Raw genomic sequence first — 17462 nt, forward strand, 5'->3', positions numbered from 1 at the left:
GATCACGCGCGCCCACCGGAGGGTCGCGGGCGCTGCCGAGGGCAAGGAGAAGCACGATGACGGAGCACGTTCACACTGAGGGCTCGGCCACCCCTGTGCCATTCGGCGAGTTCCGGATCGCCCGAATGGAGCAGGGCGACGCGCTCGTCCTCGAGGTGGCCGGGGACGTGGACACGACCACCGCGCCGGCCCTCGTCCGGGCGGCCGGAGAGGCACTGGCCGAGAAACCGTCCCTGCTGGTGGTCGACCTGACCGGGGTGGAGTTCCTCGCCTCGCCCGGGTTGACGGCGCTGCTGACCATCCACCGCGACGCCGGCCCCGGCACCGCGGTGCGGATCGTCGCGTCCGGCCGGGCGACGTTGCGCCCGATCCAGCTGACCGGGCTCGAGGAGAGCCTTTCGCTGTTCCCGACCCGGGAAGCGGCGCTGGCCTCGTCCTGACCGGTGTCGTCCCGGCCCGCCTCATTCGCCGACCGGGACGACCTGGCGCTCGATGACCAGCAGGGCGACGTCGTCCTGCGCGGCCTGGTGGCCGATCAGCGAGGCCATGATCTGCGCGCAGGCCCGTTCGGGGTCTCCGGCGCGCAGGGCCTCCGCCAGCTGCAGCATCCCCACGTCCACCGGCCGGTCCCGGCGCTCGACCAGGCCGTCGGTGTAGAACGCGAGCACACTGCCCGGCGTCAGCTCGACCACCGTCGTGCGCCGCCGGGGCTGCCCGATGGTCAAGCCGATCGGGGGGTCCGCGGGCACGTCCAGCAGCCGGCCTGCTCCGCCGGCCGCGGTCTGCACGGGCGGCAGGTGCCCGGCGAGGGACAGGGCCATGGTGTCGCGGCCCGGCTCGACGATCCCGTAGGCCACGGTGGCCATCGCGCCGTGCTCGAAGTGGTTGGCCTTGCGGTCGAGCTTGGCGAGCACCTCGTCCGGGCTTTCGCAGTCGAGGGCGTAGGCACGCAGGGCGCTGCGCAACCGTCCCATGATCACGGCGGCCTCGAGTCCGTGGCCGGAGACGTCGCCCATCACGACGCCGAGCCGGTCGCCCGGCAGCATGAACAGGTCGTACCAGTCGCCGCCGAGGCCGGTTTCCGCGCCGGGCACGTACCGGGCGCCGAAGGCGAGGCCGGGCACGTCGGGCAGGCTGCTGGGCAGCAGGCTGCGCTGCAGCGCCATGGTGGCGGAGCGGTTCTCCTCGAGCGACTCGACCTGGATCGCCATCGCCAGGCGATCGGCGAGCAGCTGCATCGTGGCGATTTCGGGCTCGGTGAACTGCCGGGGCGAGACGGCGCCGACGTGCAGCACCCCGACGAGCTCGCTCCCGGCGAGCATCGGCACGCCGAGCAGGGAACGCAGTCCCCGTTCCCAGAGCAGGGAGTTCACGACGGTGGTTTCGTCGACGCAGTCGAGGACGACGGGCGCGCGCTCGAGCGCCACCCGGCCGGCGAAGCCGCTGCCGATCGGCACCCGCACGCCCTGGTGGACCTCTTCCTCGATGCCGGCCGCCGCGAAGGCCACCAGCTGACGGCCACTGGGCTGGTACCGCAGCACGGTCGCGGTGTCGACGCCCATGACCCCGCGCAGCCGCTGCAGCGTTTCGGCGAGCAGCTCGGCCAGCCCGAGGTGCTCGGCGGGCACGCCGATGATCTCTTCCAGCTGCCGGAGCCGGTCCTGGGTGTCGAGACTTCGCGACATGGAAAGACCCTAACCGGAAGTCCTTGGGGCGCCCAGCCGTGCCGGGTTTCACCGGCGGGTCCCGGCGGGTAACCAGCCCGGCGTGAGCGTCGACTTGGAGTGGGTGGCCGTGCTGCGGCACGGGCAGAGCACCGGGAACGTGGCCAGGGAAGAGGCGGAGTCGGCCGGGGCGGATGTGATCGACGTCGCCGAACGCGACGCCGACGTCCCGCTGACCGACCTGGGCCGGGAACAGGCGAAGGCGGCGGGGGAGCTGTTCGCCGCCCGCCCGCCGGACCTCGTGGTCACCTCGACCTACCGCCGGGCCTGGGACACCGCCCGCCTGGCCGCACCCGCGGGGGTGCCGATCGTTCCAGACGAGCGGCTGCGTGACCGCGAACTCGGCGTCCTGGACCTGCTGACGTCGCACGGGGTCCGCGAGCGGTGGCCCGACGAGCTGCGGCGCAAGCGGCGGCTGGGCAAGTTCTACTACCGGCCGCCGGGCGGGGAGTCCTGGGCGGACGTCGTGCTGCGGCTGCGGTCCCTGCTGCGCGAGCTGAGCGCGGACCACCCCGGCAAGCGCGTTCTGCTGGCCGCGCACGAGATGACCGTCTACGCGCTGCGCTACCTCCTCGAAGGGCTGCCGGAACCCGACCTGCTGCGCGTCGCCGGCAGCACCGAAATCCCGAACGGCTCGGTCACCTCCTGGGAGCGCGACCGCGACGGCGGGTTCACCATGGTGCTGGCCCAGGAGGTCGGCCACCTGCGCGCCACCGACACCCCGCCGACGGCGGACGACGATGCCGCCGAGCAGCTCTCCTGACCCGGTCCCGATCAGCCCGGCCCTGTTGCGGGACAGGCTGATCGGCACCGGGGACCGCGGAACCGTGCTCGTGCTCGGCGGCGCCCGGACGGTGCCGGGCGCGCCGGCGCTGTCCGGTACCGCCGCCCTGCGCGCCGGCGCCGGCACGCTGCAGCTCGCGGTCAGCGAACGGCACGCGGTCGCGATCGGCGTCTCGGTCCCCGAGTCCTCGGTGTACGGGCTGCCCGAGACCGGGTCCGGCGCGATCGGTGCCGACGCCGTCGACCGGCTCGCCGAGGTGCTTCCCGGCGTCGGCACCCTCGTCGTCGGTCCCGGCCTCACGGGCGCCGGGGAAACCGAAGACCTGCTGCGCCGCTTGGTCCCCGCCCTCGCCCCGGACGCCCGGGTGGTGCTCGACGCGTTCGCGCTCGGGGCGCTCAGCCGGGCCCCCGAACTGGCGAAACCCCTGGCGGGCCGGCTCGTGCTGACGCCGAACCGGACCGAAGCCGCGTTCCTCGACGACTGCGCCGAAGAGGACGTCGACGACCTCGAGACCGCGGTCCGGATCGCGGATCGCTACGACGCGGTCGTGCTGCTGATGGGCGTGATCGCCGAGCCGGGCGGGCGCACCTGGCGCGACGGCAGCGGCCACGTCGGGCTGGCGACGTCCGGCAGCGGCGACGTCCTGGCCGGGCTGACCGGCGGTTTCCTCGCCCGCGGGGCGGACCTCGGCCAGGCCGCCTGCTGGGCGACGCACGTCCACGCCGTGGCGGGCCAGCGGCTGATCCCGGACACCGGGAGCACCGGCCTGCTCGCGCGGGAGCTGGTCGCCGAGATCCCCCGCGTGATCGCGGAGCTGGAACGCTGAGCCGTCACCGCTGCGCGGTCGGGCGCACGATGACCTCGTTCACGTCGACGCCGTCGGGCTGCCCGATCGCGTACGAGATCGCCCCGGCGATGGTGTCCGGCGGCAGCGTCACCGCGCGGTAGGTGCGCATGGCTTCGCGCGCACCGGGCTCGGTGATGGTGTCGGCCAGCTCCGACTCGACGACGCCCGGCGACACGGTCGTGACGCGGATGCCGGGGTCGGCCTCCAGGCGCAGGCCTTCGGTGATCGCGCGGGCCGCGTATTTCGTGGCGCAGTAGACCGCGGCCGTCGGCACGACCTCGTGCGCGCCGGTGGAGGCGATCGTCACGAAGTGCCCGCCGCCTTGGCGCCGGAAGTGCGGCAGCACCGCGGCGATCCCGTGGAGCAGGCCGCGGACGTTGACGTCGAGCATCCGGTCCCACTCGTCGACGTGCAGGGAGTCCAGGCGGGACAACGGCATCACGCCGGCGTTGGCGACGAACACGTCGAGCCGGCCGTGCGCCGCCACAGCGGCGTCGGCGAAGGCGGCGACCTCCGCGCGGTCGGTGACGTCGAGGCGGTGCACGTCGGCGGTGCCCCCGGCGTCGTGGATCTCCTTCGCCAGCGCGGTCAGCCGGTCTTCCCGCCGGGCGCCGAGCACGACGTGGTGGCCTTCGCGGGCCAGCCGCAGCGCCGTGGCGTGCCCGATGCCGCTGCTGGCACCGGTGATGAGAACGATCTTCACGATTTCTCCTTGGCTGGGAAGTCGGCGCCGAGAGTGGTCTCGCGCCAGGTGTCGAAGCCGGCCCGGAGGGTTTCGAGCCGGGCGGTGGCGATGTCGTAGGCGGCCTTGCCGAGGAGCAGCCGCAGGGGCGGTTCCTCGGCGTCGACGGCGGCGAGGACGGCTTCGGCCGCGCGGACCGGGTCGCCCGGCTGGTGGCCGTAGGTCGCGGTGGTCGCGGCCCGGCGGGCACCGGCCGTCTCGGCGTAGTCGTCGATGTGCGTCGCGGACTGGCGCATCGACGGGCCGGACCAGTTCGTGCGGAACGCGGCGGGCTCGACGATGGTCACCTTGATGCCCAGGGGGGCCACTTCGGCGGCCAGCGACTCGGAAAGCCCTTCCACGGCGAACTTCGTCGCGTGGTAGTAGCCGGTGGCCCCGAAGGCGGCGAGCCCACCGAGCGAGGACACGTTCACGACGTGCCCGCTTCGCCGGGCGCGCATGCCGGGCAGCACCGCCTTCGTGACGTCGGCGAGGCCGAAGACGTTGGCGTCGAAGAGCTTCCGGACTTCGTCGTCCTCGCCTTCCTCGATCGCGGCGAGGTAGCCGTAGCCGGCGTTGTTGACCAGGACGTCGATCCGGCCGAACGCGGTTTCGGCCCGTTTCACCGCGTCGAGGACCTGCGCGTGGTCGGTGACGTCGAGCGGCAGGGCCAGGGCGCGGTCGCCGTGCTTGGCGACGAGGTCGGCGACCCGCGCGGGGTCGCGGGCCGTGACGACGGCCCGCAGGCCGCGGTCGAGCACGGCTTCGGCCAGCGCGCGGCCGAGGCCGGTGGAGCAGCCGGTGATGAACCAGTTTTCGGGCATGACGAAGTACTCCGTCCATGGTGGAAATGACAGAAAGGGGGTGTGCTCAGCCGGCGGCGAGGCTGCCGAGCAGGGCGAGCCCGGCTTCCGACGGGCTGCCGGGCTCGGCCTGGTAGACCACCAGCTGCTGGCCGGGCGCGCTGTTCACGGTCAGCGCCTCGTAGCTCAGGACCAGCTCGCCGACCAGCCGGTGGTGGAACCGCTTGGTCTCGTGGGTCTTCTGGCGGATGTCGTGCCGGGCCCACAGTCGGCGGAAGTCCGCGCTCTTGACCGACAGCTCGCCGACCGTCTCGATGAGCCGGGGATCGTCCGGATCGAGGCCGGCGGCCACGCGCAGGCCGCCGACGGTGTTCACCGCGACGCGCTCCCATTCCGGGTAGAACTCGCGCGCGTCCGGGTCGAGGAACACCAGCCGGACGAGGTCACCGCTGTGGGTGTGGCCGCCGAACAGCGCCTCGCCCAGGGCGTTGTGCGCGAGCACCTCGAGGCAGCGGCCGAGCACGAGCGCGGGCGTGTCCGGCCAGCCGTCCATCAGCCGCAGGAGGTTCGGGCTGACCTGCTCCCGCCGCCGCGCGCGACGGCGTTTCGGAGCGGGCTGGGCCAGCCGGTGCAGGTGGGCGGTGGCGTCCTCGTCGAGGGCCAGCCCGTGGGCCAGCGCGTCGAGGACCTGCGCCGACGGGTTGCGCTCCCGGCCCTGTTCGAGCCGGACGTAGTAGTCGGTGCTGACGCCGGCCAGCACCGCGACTTCTTCGCGGCGCAGCCCGGCGACCCGGCGCGACCCTCCCGCGGGCAGGCCGAGGTCGTCCGGTCCGACCTGTTCGCGGCGGGCCCGGAGGAACTCTCCGAGAGCGTTTTCCCTGGCCATGATCCGAGGCTAACGCCGATCAGCCCGGGAAGGGTGGCCGCGCCGCACCCACCCTCACGCTCAGGTGAGCTTGATCGGCTGCCCGTCCTGTTCCGGCCGCAGCAGCGTCGCCGTGGCCGTGCGCCCGTCGACGTCGAAGGTCATCACGGCGTTCCCGAAGTGCGGTCCCGAAACGCAGCCCCAGGTCAGCGGCGCGGGCGGGACGCCGACCCGGCGGGCCAGCCCCTCGCTGAGCCGGGTCAGGCCCCGCGCCCAGCCGGCGCGGAACAGGCGGTTCATGTACCAGGGGACGGTGTTGTGCACCGGCGAGCAGGTGAGCTGGTGGACCGGCGCTCCCGGCAGGTCGGCCCGGGCGACGTACGCGTGGTGGACGTCGCCCGAGAGCACGCTCACCGACGCCGGGCCGTCGTCCGCGACGCGGGCGATCAGCCGCGTCAGCCGGTCGAACGAGTCGCGGAAGGCCGGCCAGTGCTCGAGGTCGGCCAGCTGCCGGAACCACTCCGACACCCGCCCGACGCGCCCCGGCCGCGCACAGAGGCGCTCGTTGACCGACTGCGCGGCCGAGAGCGCGGTGGGCATCAGCCACGGCAGGGACGTCCCGATCAACAGGTGGTCGAACTCGCCTTCGGACTGCTCCTCGATCCAGCGGAACTCGGCGTCGCCGACCATCGAGCGCTCGCCGCCGCCCAGGATGCGACCCGCCCGCGAGTCGATGACCAGCAGCCGGACCGGGCCGAAGTCGCGCCGGTAGGACCACCGGGTGCCCTTGGCGCCGTCGGCTTCGCGGTCGGCCTGGTCGGCGAACTCGCGCAGCAGCGGCGCGTTGTCCGCCCCCGACGTGCTCACCCGCTGGTAGAGGTCGTCTTCGGCCAGCTCGCGCGGCCCGAGGTTGCCGAGGTGCTGGTAGACCCAGTACGACACGAGCGCGCCGCGGATCCGCTCCGGCCACCACGACGCGCGGGTCATCTCCTCGCGCCAGGCCTGCGAGGTGTTCCAGTCGTCGCGCACGTCGTGGTCGTCGAAGATCATCGACGTCGGCACGGTGGACAGCAGCCACCGCACCGCCGGTTCGCACCAGGCCTCGGAGTACAGGTGGCAGTACTCCTCGAAGTCCGCGACCTCGGTGCCGGGCGGCTCCTTCGTGTCGCGCCGCCCGGCCAGCCACTCCTGCGTCGCGTCGGTGGTCTCGTCGGCGTAGACCTGGTCGCCGAGCAGCAGCAGCGACTCGGGCCACTCGCTTTCGTCTAGCCGGGCCATCCGGTGGGCGTACGCGGCGAGCGCGTCCGGGCCGAGCGCGTCCTCCTCCCGCGGCTTGCGGCACGACCCGAACACCAGCCGGAACCGCGGGTCACCGGGGGTGAGCGTCCGGATCCGGCTGGGCGGCAGGTCGCTGTCCGGCTCGGGCCAGACGAGCTCGCCGTCGAGCCGCACCTCGTACGGAGTGCTGCGGCCGGGTTCCAGCCCGGTGAGCACGACCAGCGCGTAGTGGTGCCCGGAAACCTCGAACGTCCGGGCTTTCGCTTCCGCGACAACGACTTCACACGGACCGCCGGTCTCGACCCAGATCGTCGCCGAGGTGGCGTCGACGTGCCGGAGCAGCGGTCCCAGGAGGAGCTCGGTCATCCCCGGATCCTTTCAGCAGTACGGCCGATCGGCAGTTCGAACGATCGCGAAACATTCCGAAAATCGTTGACCGGTCCCGGGTCGCGAACCAACGATCGTCACAGCTGCGCCCTGCTCCCGGAAAGGATTGACTCGAGTGCGAAGATTCGTCACCGCCCTCCTCGCCGCCGTGTTGTCGATCGCCGCCGCCATCGTGCTGGTGATCACGGCGCAGCCCGCGTCGGCGGCCACGCTCACCCGCGTGACCGGTTTCGGCGCCAACCCCAGCAACCTGAACATGTACGCCTACGTCCCGGACCACGTCGCCGCCAAGCCGGCGCTGCTGGTCGCGCTCCACTACTGCACCGGTTCGGCTTCGGCGGTCTTCAACGGCTACGCCCGCGACTACGTCACCGCGGCCGACCAGGCCGGCTACGTCATCGTCTTCCCGGAAGCCACGCGCAGCGGGCAGTGCTTCGACGTCTCCTCGCCGCAGGCCCTCACCCGCGGCGGCGGCAGCGACCCGGTCGGCATCCTGTCGATGGTCGACTACGCCAAGCAGCACTACAACGTGGATCCGGCCCGGGTCTTCGTCACCGGCTTCTCCTCCGGCGCGATGATGACGAACGTCCTCGCGGCGGAGTACCCGGACGTCTTCGCCGCCGGTTCGGCGTTCATGGGCGTCCCCGCCGGCTGCTTTGCCACCACCGACGGGTCGAGCTGGAACAGCCAGTGCTCGGGTGGCCAGCTCATCAAGACCGCGCAGCAGTGGGGCGACCAGGCCCGCCAGATGAGCGGCGGGCGGACCGGCCCGTACCCGCGCATGCAGCTGTGGCACGGCACCGCCGACGACACCCTGCGCTACCCGAACTTCGGGGAGGAGATCAAGCAGTGGACCAACCTGCGCGGGGTGAGCCAGACGCCGTCGTCGAGTGACGCGCCGCAGTCCGGCTGGACGCGCACGCGCTACGGCAGCACCGGCACGCAGGCGCCGGTCGAAGGGATCAGCGTCCAGGGCGCCGGGCACGCGCTGCCGCAGAACGGGATGGTGGCGTACGCGATCGCGTTCCTCGGCCTGGACAGCGGCGGCTCGTCGACCACCACGACCACGCCGGGATCCTCCGGCGGCACCACGCTGGGCAGTGCGGCGAGCGGGACCGGGCGCTACTTCGGCACGGCGGTCTCGGCGAGCAGGCTCTCGGACAGCGTCTACACCGGCATCCTGAGCCGCGAGTTCTCCATGATCACGCCGGAGAACGAGATGAAGATGGACGCCACCGAGCCTTCGCAGGGCCAGTTCTCCTACGGCAACGCCGACCGGATCGTCGCCCAGGCGGCGAGCCAGGGCGCCCGGATGCGCGGGCACACCCTGGCCTGGTACGCGCAGCAGCCCGGCTGGATGCAGGGCATGGAGGGCTCCGCGCTGCGGTCGGCGATGCTGAACCACGTCACCCAGGTCGCGACCCACTACCAGGGCAAGATCTACGCCTGGGACGTCGTCAACGAGGCCTTCGCCGACGGCGGCTCGGGCGCCCGGCGCGACTCGAACCTCCAGCGCACCGGCGACGACTGGATCGAGGCGGCGTTCCGCGCCGCGCGGGCGGCCGACCCGGGCGCGAAGCTCTGCTACAACGACTACAACACCGACGACTGGAACCAGGCGAAGACCCAGGCCGTGTACCGCATGGTGCAGGACTTCAAGTCCCGCGGCGTGCCGATCGACTGCGTCGGCTTCCAGTCGCACTTCAACAGCAACAGCCCGGTGCCGTCGAACTACCAGACCACGCTGCAGAACTTCACGAACCTCGGCGTGGACGTGCAGATCACCGAGCTGGACATCGAGGGGTCGGGCACCACGCAGGCCGGCAACTACCGCACGGTCACGAACGCCTGCCTCGCGGTGGCGCGCTGCACCGGGATGACGGTGTGGGGCATCCGCGACACGGACTCGTGGCGGGCGTCGGCCACGCCGCTGCTGTTCGACGGCAACGGCCAGAAGAAGGCGGCCTACACCGCGGTGCTCGACGCGCTGAACGGCGGTACGACCCCGACGCCGACCACCACGCCGACGACGCCGACCACCCCCACCACGCCCACCACACCGACGACCACCACCCCGGCGCCGGGCGGGTGCACCGGGACCTACCTCAAGACGGCGGAGTGGAACGTCGGCTTCAACGGGCAGGTGACCGTCACCGGCTCGAACAACTGGGTGCTCACGATCACCTTCACCGCACCCCAGAAGGTCATCGGCAGCTGGAACTACACCGGGACGTACGACAGCACCGGCTACGTGCTGACCGCGCGGCCCAACGGGAGCGGCAACGTCATCGGGTTCACCGTGCAGCACGGCGGGAACCTGACGGCGCCGACCGTGACCTGTTCGGTCGGCTAGAACAGCCGGCCGACCTCGTCCGCGGGCGGTTCCTCCAGGCTGAGGAGGAACCGCTTGCGGGTGAGGCCACCGGCGTACCCGGTCAGGCCGCCGCTCGTGCCGACCACGCGGTGGCACGGCACGATGACGCTGATCGGGTTCCAGCCGTTGGCGTTCCCGACCGCCTGCGCGGCCCCGGGATCGCCCAGCTCGGCGGCCAGCCGGCCGTACGTGCGGGTTTCGCCGTACGGGATCTTGGTCAGCAGCGCCCAGACCTGCTTCTCGAACGCCGAGCCGCGCGGCGCGAGCTCGAGGTCGAACTCGCGCCGCGTGCCCGCGAAGTACTCGCCGAGCTGCTGCCGCGCCGCCTCGAAGGCGTCGTCGTCCCGGGGGCCGAGGTCGGTGAGGCGGGGCGTCCGGAGATGGCCGTCGAAGTAGAGCCCGGCCAGCGCCGCGCCGTCGCCGACCAGGGGCAGCGGTCCGATCGGTGACGCGATGACGGCGTGCTTCATGGCGCCCAGCCTACAAGTCAGCCCTGGCTGGTCTTCACCGAGAGCGAGTCGATGCTCATCTCCGCGCCGGGCGTGATGTCCGCACTCGGGGAGGTGCACCCGCAGACCTTGTTGGGGTACGAGCCGCCGATGGCGACGTCGAAGATGACGAAGAACCCGTGGTCGACGGCGGCCTTCCAGGTCGCGTCGGACACCTGGTTCTGCTTCACCGCGAAGGTCTGGTTGCCGTCGAGGTAGAAGCGCAGCTCCTCGGCCGCGGCGTCACGGCGGTCCACGATCACCGAGTAGGTGTGGTAGCCGTCCTGGCAGCCGGCGCAGTCCTGCAGGTCGCTGGTGATGCCGTCCGGGTCGTGGCACTCGCCCTGCCACTGTCCACAGTGGAAGGTGGTGGAGTGCTTGCTCAGCGCGTTGACGTCTTCCATGATGTCGAGCTCGCCGATGCTCGGCCAGTTCGTCGCGCCGACCGGGCGGGCGTCGGCGCCCATCGCCCAGAACGCCGGCCAGTAGCCGAGGCCGCTCGCGGGGGAGGGCTGCTTCAGCGTCGCGCTGATCTCCAGCTGGCCGCCTTCGGGCGCCGCGAAGTCGGTGCGCTGCGTTTCGATCCGGCCGGACGTCCAGTTTCCGGCCGCGTCGCGCAGCGGCTTGATCGCCAGGTGCCCGGCGCCGTCGTGGTAGACGTTGTCCGTCGAATTCGTCGCAGTCTCGAGTTCGCCGGTGCCCCAGTTCGCGGCGCCGCCCGGGTAGCCGGTTCCCGTGTCGTAGAGCCAGTCCTGGGCGTCGAGTCCGGAGCCGGCGGCGCCGTCGAAGTCGTCCTGGAACACGGTGGTCCACCCGGCTTCGGCGTGCGCCGGGGCGGCGGTCAGGACGAAGGACAGCGTGGCGAGCACGGCGGTGAGCCGCTTGGCGGTGCGCATGAGATCTCGCTTCCGGAGGGGAATGGGGTCGTCCACGACCTGCGAGGCCATCCACTGTCACCGCTGGTCCGCGCCCGAGTCAAGGGATGTGCCCGGAAGTACCGGGCGCCCGGTACCCGTGGGCAGTACCGGGGGAGTCCCGTTTGGAATTCGCCGCGGCGGGGCAGCGCGCGGGCCGGGTGAGTCGGTGGTCTGGACCTTCTTTCGAAGGGTTGCCAGGTAACGAAACCGGAGTCATAGTTTGTTGACGTCCACAACGAATCCTGCGAACCGCCCTCGGAAGTCCTCTTTGGACTCCGCCGTATCCTCAGAGTGGAGGACGCCTTGATCTCCCGTCGCTCGTTCCTCGGCCTCACGGCGGCGACGCTCGCCACCGCCACCGCGCTGCCCCTCGCGCGGTCCGCCTCCGCGGCGACGCCGGACACGTTCGCTCTCGAGCTGGTGAACAATTCCGGCTCCGGCACCGTGTACGCCTACGTCACCGGCACGACGCCGGACGGGCGCCTGGTGCTGCTGCGCGCCGACGGTACGCCGTACTACCCGGACTCGCCGTCGGCGCCCACGACGCCGCTGCCGGAGGACTGCGCCATCCCGGTCTCCTCGGGTGCGCGGGTGTCGGTGCCCAGGATGGGCGGCGCGCGCATCTACGTCGTCACCGACGCGAAGCTGGACTTCTTCCTCGACCCGGGGCCGAACCTGGTGCACCCCAGCTTTCTCAACTCCGGTGATGCGAACTTCGGCAAGAACTGGTCGTTCAGCGAGTTCACGTTCAACGACACGCAGCTGTTCGCCAACATCAGCTACGTCGACTTCGTGGGCATCCCGATGGGACTTTCGCTGACGTCCGGGTCCGGCACGTCGTCGGTCAGCGGACTGCCGGCCGGTGCGCTGGACCAGATCGCCTCGTCGCTTTCCGCGCTGGGCGGCGAGTGGGGCGGCCTGGTGCAGACCGGCGGAAGCGGCACCCTGCGCGTGCTGTCGCCGCACCACCACGCGGCGCAGTTCGGTGGGTACCTCGACGCCTACATCGACCAGGTGTGGCAGAAGTACGCGGGCACGGACCTGGTCGTCGATTCGCAGAACCCGGGCGTGGGAACGTTCACGGGCCGCGTCTCGGGCGACCAGCTGGTGTTCGGGGCGGAGTCGTTCGCCAAGCCGGCGACGGCGGACGTGTGGGGCTGTGACAGCGGCCCGTTCGCCCTGGCCGCGGGAGCGAGCGACGCGCGCAAGGCGATCGTCCCCCGCCTGGCGGCGGCGCTGAACCGCACGACGTTGCTGGACAACCCGAACCAGCCCACGGCGGAGGACCCGGCCCGCTTCTACGGCGGCGAAGCGACCAACCACTACGCGCGCATCGTCCACTCGAAACTCCCGGACAACCGCGGATACGCGTTCCCGTACGACGACGTGAGCCCGGGCCCCGACTTCAGCGGCGCGGTCTTCGCGGGCGACCCCCAGGTACTGACGATCACGATCAACGCGGCGCACGGCTAGAGGCGCACGGTCAGAGGCAGTGCGAAAACTGTCGGTGGTGACGGCTAGCCTCATGGGCATGAACACGGACGACGCGACGGTCCCGGCGGACCAGCTGACCAAGGGCCAGTGGTTCTGGCACGAGCCTGCGCCGGGCCTGCCCGCGTGGCAGCTGCAGGTGACCTCGGCGGAGTTGCTGGAGGACTCCGTCGAGATCTTCACCACGGATGAGGAGAGGGAGTTGGTTTCGTATCCGCGGAACCGGTTGGTTCGGTTGGCCGGGGCCGCTTGAGGGTGGGGTTGTGAGGTAGGGCACTTTCTGGCCGGGGGGCCGGGAGTGCGGGGGCCGGAGGGGGAGTGCAGGGGCCGGGCCGGGGCAGAAGGGGAAGTGCGGCGGCCGGGCCGGATCCGGTAGCGCTCGCGGCCGGGTGCGCTCGCTCTGCTGCCGGTGTACGGCGGCTGGTTCAGGATCCTGGAGCGCTAGCGGTGGGGTAGCGACCGCTCTGCCGCCGGGAGTGCGGTAGCTGGGGCGGGTTCCTGGTATGCCAGCGGCCAGTCGCGATCGCGCTGCTACCGGTGTGCGGCGGTTGCGGCAGGATCCCGGAGCGCTAGCGGCTGGGTAGCAACTGCTTTACGCCGGAACTGCGCTGCTTACCGCTCGGCCGGTTCGGGCCGACCCCCACTCCCATGCACGGTTTTCGGCCGGTTCGGGCCGATCGCCACTCCCATGCGCGGTTTCGCGTGAATTTGCCGCCCTGTGCGACTTCTCTCGGCCCATCCGTCTCGGCCGTACTTCATTCCGTGCCGCCGTGCCGCCGTGCCGCCGTGCCGCCGGACCGCCGGACCGCCGGACCACTGTCCGGATCCGGCGCCAGGTGATCAGCCCGGGTTCCGGTCCCGCAGGGCCGCCGGGCGCCAGGTCATGCGGACCGTCGTCCCGGCTTCACTTGTGTCGATGTCCGTCTGGTCCGTCACCTTCTCGATCAGCACCAAGCCCCGGCCGCCCGAGGTGTGCGCGCTTGCGCGGCGCGGGCGGGTCTGGGGGATGCCGCACCCCGTGTCCGTCACCGTGACCGTCACCGCGTCGCCGGCTCGGGATGCCTGGAGGCGGGCCCAGCCGTGGCCGTCCGGGTAGGCGTGGGCCGCTACGTTCGCCAGCGCCTCGTACGTCGCCAGCGTGATGTCGTGCGTGCTCGCCGGGTCGAGGGGGAGCTCGGCCAGCCAGCGGGTCAGCTTGCGGCGCAGGTCCGCCATCTCGTTCGGGAGCGCGGGCGCCAGCTCTTCTAACGTCGAGGTGGCCACGGCACCGGCGACGGTGCGCGCCGGGGGCGTGGCCCCCGTTTGGCCCGCCTCGGTGTTCTGACCCACATCGACGTCGGGTTCCGAGGTGTGTCGATACACGATCCGCTCCCATCATCAGCCACGGTTTCCCCCGTGCTTCGGGCTTCTCTGGAGAGCTACCCATCGCGATGGGGTCTTACCCGTTGTGCTTTCCGTGACATCGCGCTACCTTGGAGTTGCTCCTCGCGGATGTCGGCCCCTCGGCCGCCCGGAGGAAGCTCCCGGATCAGGCCACTCGGCCCTCTTCCACTCGTTTGAACCACTTCACCGGCTTCGCGGTCCACGCGAGCCGAACCTCATCAGGAGAACACCCATGTCTTTTCACGGAATCCTTGACCTGTCAGGAAAAACCCCGTTCGTCCGCTCCGCCTACCGGCCGGAGCCGGAGGACGTCGCGCTCCCGCTTTCGGTCGTCCGCAAGCACAAGCTGCGTCCCGGCGACGAAATCACCGGCACGGGCGAAGAAATCGCCAGCGTCAACGGCGCCGATCCGGCCGAACCACGCCCGGACTTCGCCGATCTGGTCCCGCTGCACCCGGATCAGCGCCTGTTGCTCGAAACCACCCCGACGCGCCTGCTGACGCGCGTCATCGACCTCGTCACCCCGCTCGGCAAGGGCCAGCGCGCGCTGGTCGTTTCGCCGCCGAAAGCCGGGAAAACCACGGTGCTGCGGGAGATCGGCCACGGCATCTCGGTCAACCACCCGGAATGCCGGCTGATGGTGCTGCTCGCCGACGAGCGCCCGGAGGAGGTCACCGATCTGCGCCGGACCGTGCGCGGCGAGGTGATCGCGTCCACTTTCGACCGTCCGCCCGCCGAGCACGTCGCGGTCGCGGAACTCGCCGTCGAGCGCGCGAAACGCCTGGTGGAGCGCGGCGAAGACGTTGTCCTGCTCCTCGACTCGCTCACCCGCCTCGGCCGCGCGTACAACCTCTCGGCCCGCGCCTCCGGCCGCACGCTCTCCGGCGGCGTCGACGCGGCCGCGTTGCAGCCGATGAAGCGCATCCTCGGCGCGGCCCGCAACCTCGAAGGCGGCGGCTCGCTCACGATCGTCGCGTCGGCGCTGGTGGAAACCGGTTCGCTGGCCGACACGGTGTTCTTCGAAGAACTGAAGAGCACCGGCAACGCCGAGCTGAAGCTCGACCGCAAGATGGCGGAACGCCGGGTGTTCCCGGCGGTCGACCTCGCCGCCTCCGGCACCCGCCGCGAAGAACTCCTGGTGACACCGGGCGAATTGGCCGCGATGCGCGAGGTTCGCCGCGCGCTGCCGGGCCCGCAGGCGGCCGAGCAGCTGCTCGACCAGCTCCGCAAGACCGGCTCCAACGCGGAGTTCCTGCTCCGCGTCACCGGCGCCGCGCTTCCCGCCGCCGCCTGAGTCAGCGCCGCTCCCGGAGTTCGCCGATCACCTTCAGCCCGACGCCGTGCGCTTCGTCGACGCTCTCGGGCGGATCGCCTTCCCCCGGCTCGTAAAGGTCGTCGTCCGGCCGGCCGGGGTCCGGGGTGCCGGGCCGCGCGATCTCGGGTTGCTCGTTCGGGTGGGACATTCCCGGGTGGTACCCGGCCCTTCCCGTGGTCAACCCGCCACCCCGTGCCCGGCCGCCGTCAGTTGCCCCGCCCCGTGGCCTGCTGAAGCTCATCGATCCGTGCCGAGGCCTCAGCCTTCGTCAGACCGTCCGGAACCTCTTCACCGGCCTCCTGGGCCAGCGTCGACAGATACGACTTCTGCGGCCCGGTCATCGGCTCGTCCCCGGTCGTCCACTCGCTCGGGTCCTTCTCCGGGTTGGGTTCCACCTGATCAGTCATCACAGCCTCCAATCGAACACGTGTTCGCTCGAATCCGACTCTAGCGCAGGGGTCCGACAATCGCCGGTCACGAGCCGGCCGGCGGGGTGCTCGGCGGCCCCGCCTCGTGGCCTGCCCGGCCGCGGGTCCGGCGCTCGTCCTTCATCCGCTGTTCCGGCACGTGGCGGCGCCCGTCGTTCAAGGACTCCAGCAGCTCGCGGTGGAAGTCGCGGAAAGTCGCGTAGAACCCGTCGTCGTACTCCTCGACGAGCTGGAACGTCCACCGATCGGGGACGACGTTGAGCCCGATCAGCTCCTCGCCGATCCGCCGTGCCCAGTCCGCGTGACCGGCCTTCTCCAGCGCCTCCACGGCCTCGTCCAGCACGAGGTCCGCGTTGCCCGTCAGCTGGTGGAACGAGTAGAGGTGGCCCCGCGCGCGTTCGATCGTCTCGAACGCTTCGATGACCTTGCCGACCGCCGTGACCGTGGCGGCGTCGTAGTTGTCGACCATGACGGAAAAGTGCCCCGTCCCGGGATTTCTACACCTCCCGGAACGGGGCACCTGCCCGAAGCGCGAAACTCAGGCCGTCGGCCGCGTCGCTCCCGCGTACTCCTTCAGCAGCGGCGAGATCTTGACGACGTCGCCGCTGGTCGGCGCGTGCACCATCTTGCCGTCGCCGATGTACATCCCGATGTGGGACACGGGGGAGTAGTAGGCGACCAGGTCGCCCGGCTGCAGCTGGTCGCGCGGCACCGGCGTGCCGAAGCCCGCCTGCGCCGAGGACGTCCGCGGCAGCGTGATGCCGGCCTGCTTGTAGGCCCACTGCATCAGCCCCGAGCAGTCGAACGTGCTCGGGCCGGTGGCGCCGTAGACGTAGGCGCTGCCGAGCTTGCTCAGCGCCGCATCGACCGCCTTCTGCGCGGCCGAGGAGGCCGCCTTGACGGTCGGGGCCTTGCCGCCGGTGTCCTTCTGGGCGGTCTTGTCGGCGGTGCTGAGGGTCTTGCCCTGGGCCTCGATCTGGTCGATCTGGGCCTGGAGGTTCTTCTTCTTGCCCTCGATGTCCGACGCCAGCTTCGCCGCGGCGTCCCGGGCGTCGGTCGCCCGCTTCGCCGCGTCGGTCGCCGCCTTCTCGGCTTCGGTGGCCTTCGCGGCCGCGCCGCTGAGGTTGCCCATCGCGGCGTTCTTGTCGGTCGCGATGACCTCGAGGGCCGCCGAGCGGTCCAGGAAGTCCTGCGTCGACGTGCCGGCCAGCAGGGCCGACAGCTTGTTGAGCTGGACGCCGCTGGTGAACGACGCGCCGGCGAACTTGTCGACCTGGCCCTGGTACTTCTGCTTGGCCTCGATGGCCTGCGCACCGGCGTCCTTGGCGGCGGTGACGTCGGCGTTGGCCTTGTCGAGCTCTCCCTGCTTCGCGGTCAGGTCGTCCTTCGCCTTGAGCAGGTCTTCGTTGAGCTTCTCGGCCTGGGCCGAGAGGTCGCGGTACTTGGCGAGGGCGTCGGACCCGGTGGGCGGGGCCTGGAGGACGGGGATGGGGGCGGCGGTGGCCGTCGGTTGGGCCATGGTGACGAGGGTGATCACCGAAGCCGCGGCGAGGGCACCTGACACCACGCGCTTGACGGGATGCGAACGCATTCTCGCGCGGGTCTCCTTTGCTGATCGGCCGCCGTCGGGCACCGGGGCGAGTCGGGGGCCTCGCCG

Annotated in this window: 19 protein-coding genes; 7 read left to right on the plus strand and 12 right to left on the minus strand. The window is 71.5% G+C overall.

Annotated features, from left to right (window positions below; all coding sequences use genetic code 11):
• The first annotated feature begins 56 nt into the window (after nt 1–56).
• Complete coding sequence (locus ABZ342_RS02950) at nt 57–440, plus strand: STAS domain-containing protein (RefSeq protein ID WP_360468329.1); 384 nt, start codon at nt 57–59, stop codon at nt 438–440.
• Between the two features lie 21 nt (nt 441–461).
• On the opposite strand, the gene ABZ342_RS02955 is transcribed toward ABZ342_RS02950, so the two are convergent.
• Complete coding sequence (locus ABZ342_RS02955) at nt 462–1685, minus strand: GAF domain-containing SpoIIE family protein phosphatase (RefSeq protein WP_360468330.1); 1224 nt, start codon at nt 1683–1685, stop codon at nt 462–464.
• Nucleotides 1686–1767: 82 nt separating this feature from the next.
• Between ABZ342_RS02955 and ABZ342_RS02960 the strand changes: the two genes are divergently transcribed.
• The gene (locus ABZ342_RS02960) at nt 1768–2487 is read left to right on the plus strand and encodes a histidine phosphatase family protein (RefSeq protein WP_360468331.1); all 720 of its coding nucleotides are present in this window, start codon (nt 1768–1770) and stop codon (nt 2485–2487) included.
• Nucleotides 2488–2512: 25 nt separating this feature from the next.
• Nucleotides 2513–3334: an NAD(P)H-hydrate dehydratase gene (locus tag ABZ342_RS02965; RefSeq protein WP_360468332.1), complete on the plus strand. Its 822-nt coding sequence runs from the start codon at nt 2513–2515 to the stop codon at nt 3332–3334.
• A 4-nt stretch (nt 3335–3338) separates the two neighbouring features.
• Here ABZ342_RS02965 and ABZ342_RS02970 read toward each other — a convergent pair whose 3' ends face one another.
• The 4 genes from ABZ342_RS02970 to ABZ342_RS02985 are packed head-to-tail and all read right to left on the minus strand — an operon-like array spanning nt 3339 to nt 7388.
• The gene (locus ABZ342_RS02970) at nt 3339–4058 is read right to left on the minus strand and encodes an SDR family oxidoreductase (RefSeq protein WP_155546370.1); all 720 of its coding nucleotides are present in this window, start codon (nt 4056–4058) and stop codon (nt 3339–3341) included.
• Nucleotides 4055–4900, minus strand: a complete 846-nt coding sequence (locus ABZ342_RS02975) for an oxidoreductase (RefSeq protein WP_360468333.1) — start codon at nt 4898–4900, stop codon at nt 4055–4057. Before ABZ342_RS02975 ends, ABZ342_RS02970 begins: the two co-directional genes overlap by 4 nt.
• A 46-nt stretch (nt 4901–4946) precedes the next feature.
• The gene (locus ABZ342_RS02980; protein WP_360468334.1) at nt 4947–5765 is read right to left on the minus strand and encodes a helix-turn-helix transcriptional regulator; all 819 of its coding nucleotides are present in this window, start codon (nt 5763–5765) and stop codon (nt 4947–4949) included.
• Nucleotides 5766–5825: 60 nt separating this feature from the next.
• The gene (locus tag ABZ342_RS02985; protein WP_360468335.1) at nt 5826–7388 is read right to left on the minus strand and encodes an alkaline phosphatase D family protein; all 1563 of its coding nucleotides are present in this window, start codon (nt 7386–7388) and stop codon (nt 5826–5828) included.
• Between the two features lie 136 nt (nt 7389–7524).
• Here ABZ342_RS02985 and ABZ342_RS02990 point away from each other — a divergent pair, with 136 nt between their 5' ends.
• Nucleotides 7525–9762 (plus strand): PHB depolymerase family esterase, encoded by a 2238-nt coding sequence (locus ABZ342_RS02990; protein ID WP_360468336.1) that lies wholly within the window; start codon nt 7525–7527, stop codon nt 9760–9762.
• Here ABZ342_RS02990 and ABZ342_RS02995 read toward each other — a convergent pair.
• Nucleotides 9759–10253 (minus strand): methylated-DNA--[protein]-cysteine S-methyltransferase, encoded by a 495-nt coding sequence (locus ABZ342_RS02995; RefSeq protein ID WP_360468337.1) that lies wholly within the window; start codon nt 10251–10253, stop codon nt 9759–9761. The two genes, ABZ342_RS02990 and ABZ342_RS02995, sit on opposite strands and share 4 nt — an antisense overlap.
• Nucleotides 10254–10270: 17 nt before the next feature.
• Nucleotides 10271–11167, minus strand: a complete 897-nt coding sequence (locus tag ABZ342_RS03000) for a glycoside hydrolase family 16 protein (RefSeq protein WP_360468338.1) — start codon at nt 11165–11167, stop codon at nt 10271–10273.
• Between the two features lie 324 nt (nt 11168–11491).
• On the opposite strand from ABZ342_RS03000, the gene ABZ342_RS03005 reads away from it, so the two are divergent.
• Entirely contained in the window at nt 11492–12661 is a 1170-nt protein-coding gene (locus ABZ342_RS03005; RefSeq protein WP_360468339.1) for a beta-1,3-glucanase family protein, read from the plus strand.
• 58 nt (nt 12662–12719) lie between these two features.
• The gene (locus ABZ342_RS03010; RefSeq protein ID WP_155546378.1) at nt 12720–12932 is read left to right on the plus strand and encodes a hypothetical protein; all 213 of its coding nucleotides are present in this window, start codon (nt 12720–12722) and stop codon (nt 12930–12932) included.
• 587 nt (nt 12933–13519) lie between these two features.
• Here ABZ342_RS03010 and ABZ342_RS03015 read toward each other — a convergent pair.
• Complete coding sequence (locus ABZ342_RS03015) at nt 13520–14041, minus strand: ATP-binding protein (protein WP_360468340.1); 522 nt, start codon at nt 14039–14041, stop codon at nt 13520–13522.
• A 253-nt stretch (nt 14042–14294) separates the two neighbouring features.
• Between ABZ342_RS03015 and rho the strand changes: the two genes are divergently transcribed.
• Nucleotides 14295–15356, plus strand: a complete 1062-nt coding sequence (gene rho, locus ABZ342_RS03020; protein WP_360468341.1) for a transcription termination factor Rho — start codon at nt 14295–14297, stop codon at nt 15354–15356.
• 1 nt (nt 15357) lies between these two features.
• On the opposite strand, the gene ABZ342_RS03025 is transcribed toward rho, so the two are convergent.
• The 4 genes from ABZ342_RS03025 to ABZ342_RS03040 form a co-directional block, all read right to left on the minus strand.
• A complete protein-coding gene (locus ABZ342_RS03025; RefSeq protein ID WP_360468342.1) occupies nt 15358–15558 on the minus strand; it encodes a hypothetical protein in 201 nt (66 codons plus the stop codon).
• A 25-nt stretch (nt 15559–15583) separates the two neighbouring features.
• Nucleotides 15584–15784 (minus strand): DUF3072 domain-containing protein, encoded by a 201-nt coding sequence (locus tag ABZ342_RS03030; RefSeq protein ID WP_360468343.1) that lies wholly within the window; start codon nt 15782–15784, stop codon nt 15584–15586.
• Between the two features lie 67 nt (nt 15785–15851).
• On the minus strand, nt 15852–16274 hold the full coding sequence (locus tag ABZ342_RS03035; protein WP_360468344.1) for a hypothetical protein: 423 nt from the start codon (nt 16272–16274) through the stop codon (nt 15852–15854).
• Between the two features lie 69 nt (nt 16275–16343).
• Entirely contained in the window at nt 16344–17396 is a 1053-nt protein-coding gene (locus ABZ342_RS03040) for a C40 family peptidase (protein ID WP_155546383.1), read from the minus strand.
• Between the last annotated feature and the right edge of the window lie 66 nt (nt 17397–17462).

Origin of the sequence: Amycolatopsis sp. NPDC005961, from assembly GCF_040629235.1 — a bacterium.
In the GTDB taxonomy this organism is placed as follows: Bacteria; Actinomycetota; Actinomycetes; order Mycobacteriales; family Pseudonocardiaceae; genus Amycolatopsis; species Amycolatopsis camponoti.

Bases quoted from the DNA above. Each gene is read 5' to 3' on its own strand.
- ABZ342_RS03030 (WP_360468343.1), bottom strand. From the start codon at position 15,784: ATGACTGATCAGGTGGAACCCAACCCGGAGAAGGACCCGAGCGAGTGG.
- ABZ342_RS02975 (WP_360468333.1), bottom strand. From the start codon at position 4,900: ATGCCCGAAAACTGGTTCATCACCGGCTGCTCCACCGGCCTCGGCCGC.
- ABZ342_RS03000 (WP_360468338.1), bottom strand. From the start codon at position 11,167: ATGCGCACCGCCAAGCGGCTCACCGCCGTGCTCGCCACGCTGTCCTTC.
- ABZ342_RS02995 (WP_360468337.1), bottom strand. From the start codon at position 10,253: ATGAAGCACGCCGTCATCGCGTCACCGATCGGACCGCTGCCCCTGGTC.
- ABZ342_RS03035 (WP_360468344.1), bottom strand. From the start codon at position 16,274: ATGGTCGACAACTACGACGCCGCCACGGTCACGGCGGTCGGCAAGGTC.
- ABZ342_RS02950 (WP_360468329.1), top strand. From the start codon at position 57: ATGACGGAGCACGTTCACACTGAGGGCTCGGCCACCCCTGTGCCATTC.
- ABZ342_RS03010 (WP_155546378.1), top strand. From the start codon at position 12,720: ATGAACACGGACGACGCGACGGTCCCGGCGGACCAGCTGACCAAGGGC.
- ABZ342_RS03040 (WP_155546383.1), bottom strand. From the start codon at position 17,396: ATGCGTTCGCATCCCGTCAAGCGCGTGGTGTCAGGTGCCCTCGCCGCG.
- ABZ342_RS02955 (WP_360468330.1), bottom strand. From the start codon at position 1,685: ATGTCGCGAAGTCTCGACACCCAGGACCGGCTCCGGCAGCTGGAAGAG.
- ABZ342_RS02980 (WP_360468334.1), bottom strand. From the start codon at position 5,765: ATGGCCAGGGAAAACGCTCTCGGAGAGTTCCTCCGGGCCCGCCGCGAA.
- ABZ342_RS02985 (WP_360468335.1), bottom strand. From the start codon at position 7,388: ATGACCGAGCTCCTCCTGGGACCGCTGCTCCGGCACGTCGACGCCACC.
- rho (WP_360468341.1), top strand. From the start codon at position 14,295: ATGTCTTTTCACGGAATCCTTGACCTGTCAGGAAAAACCCCGTTCGTC.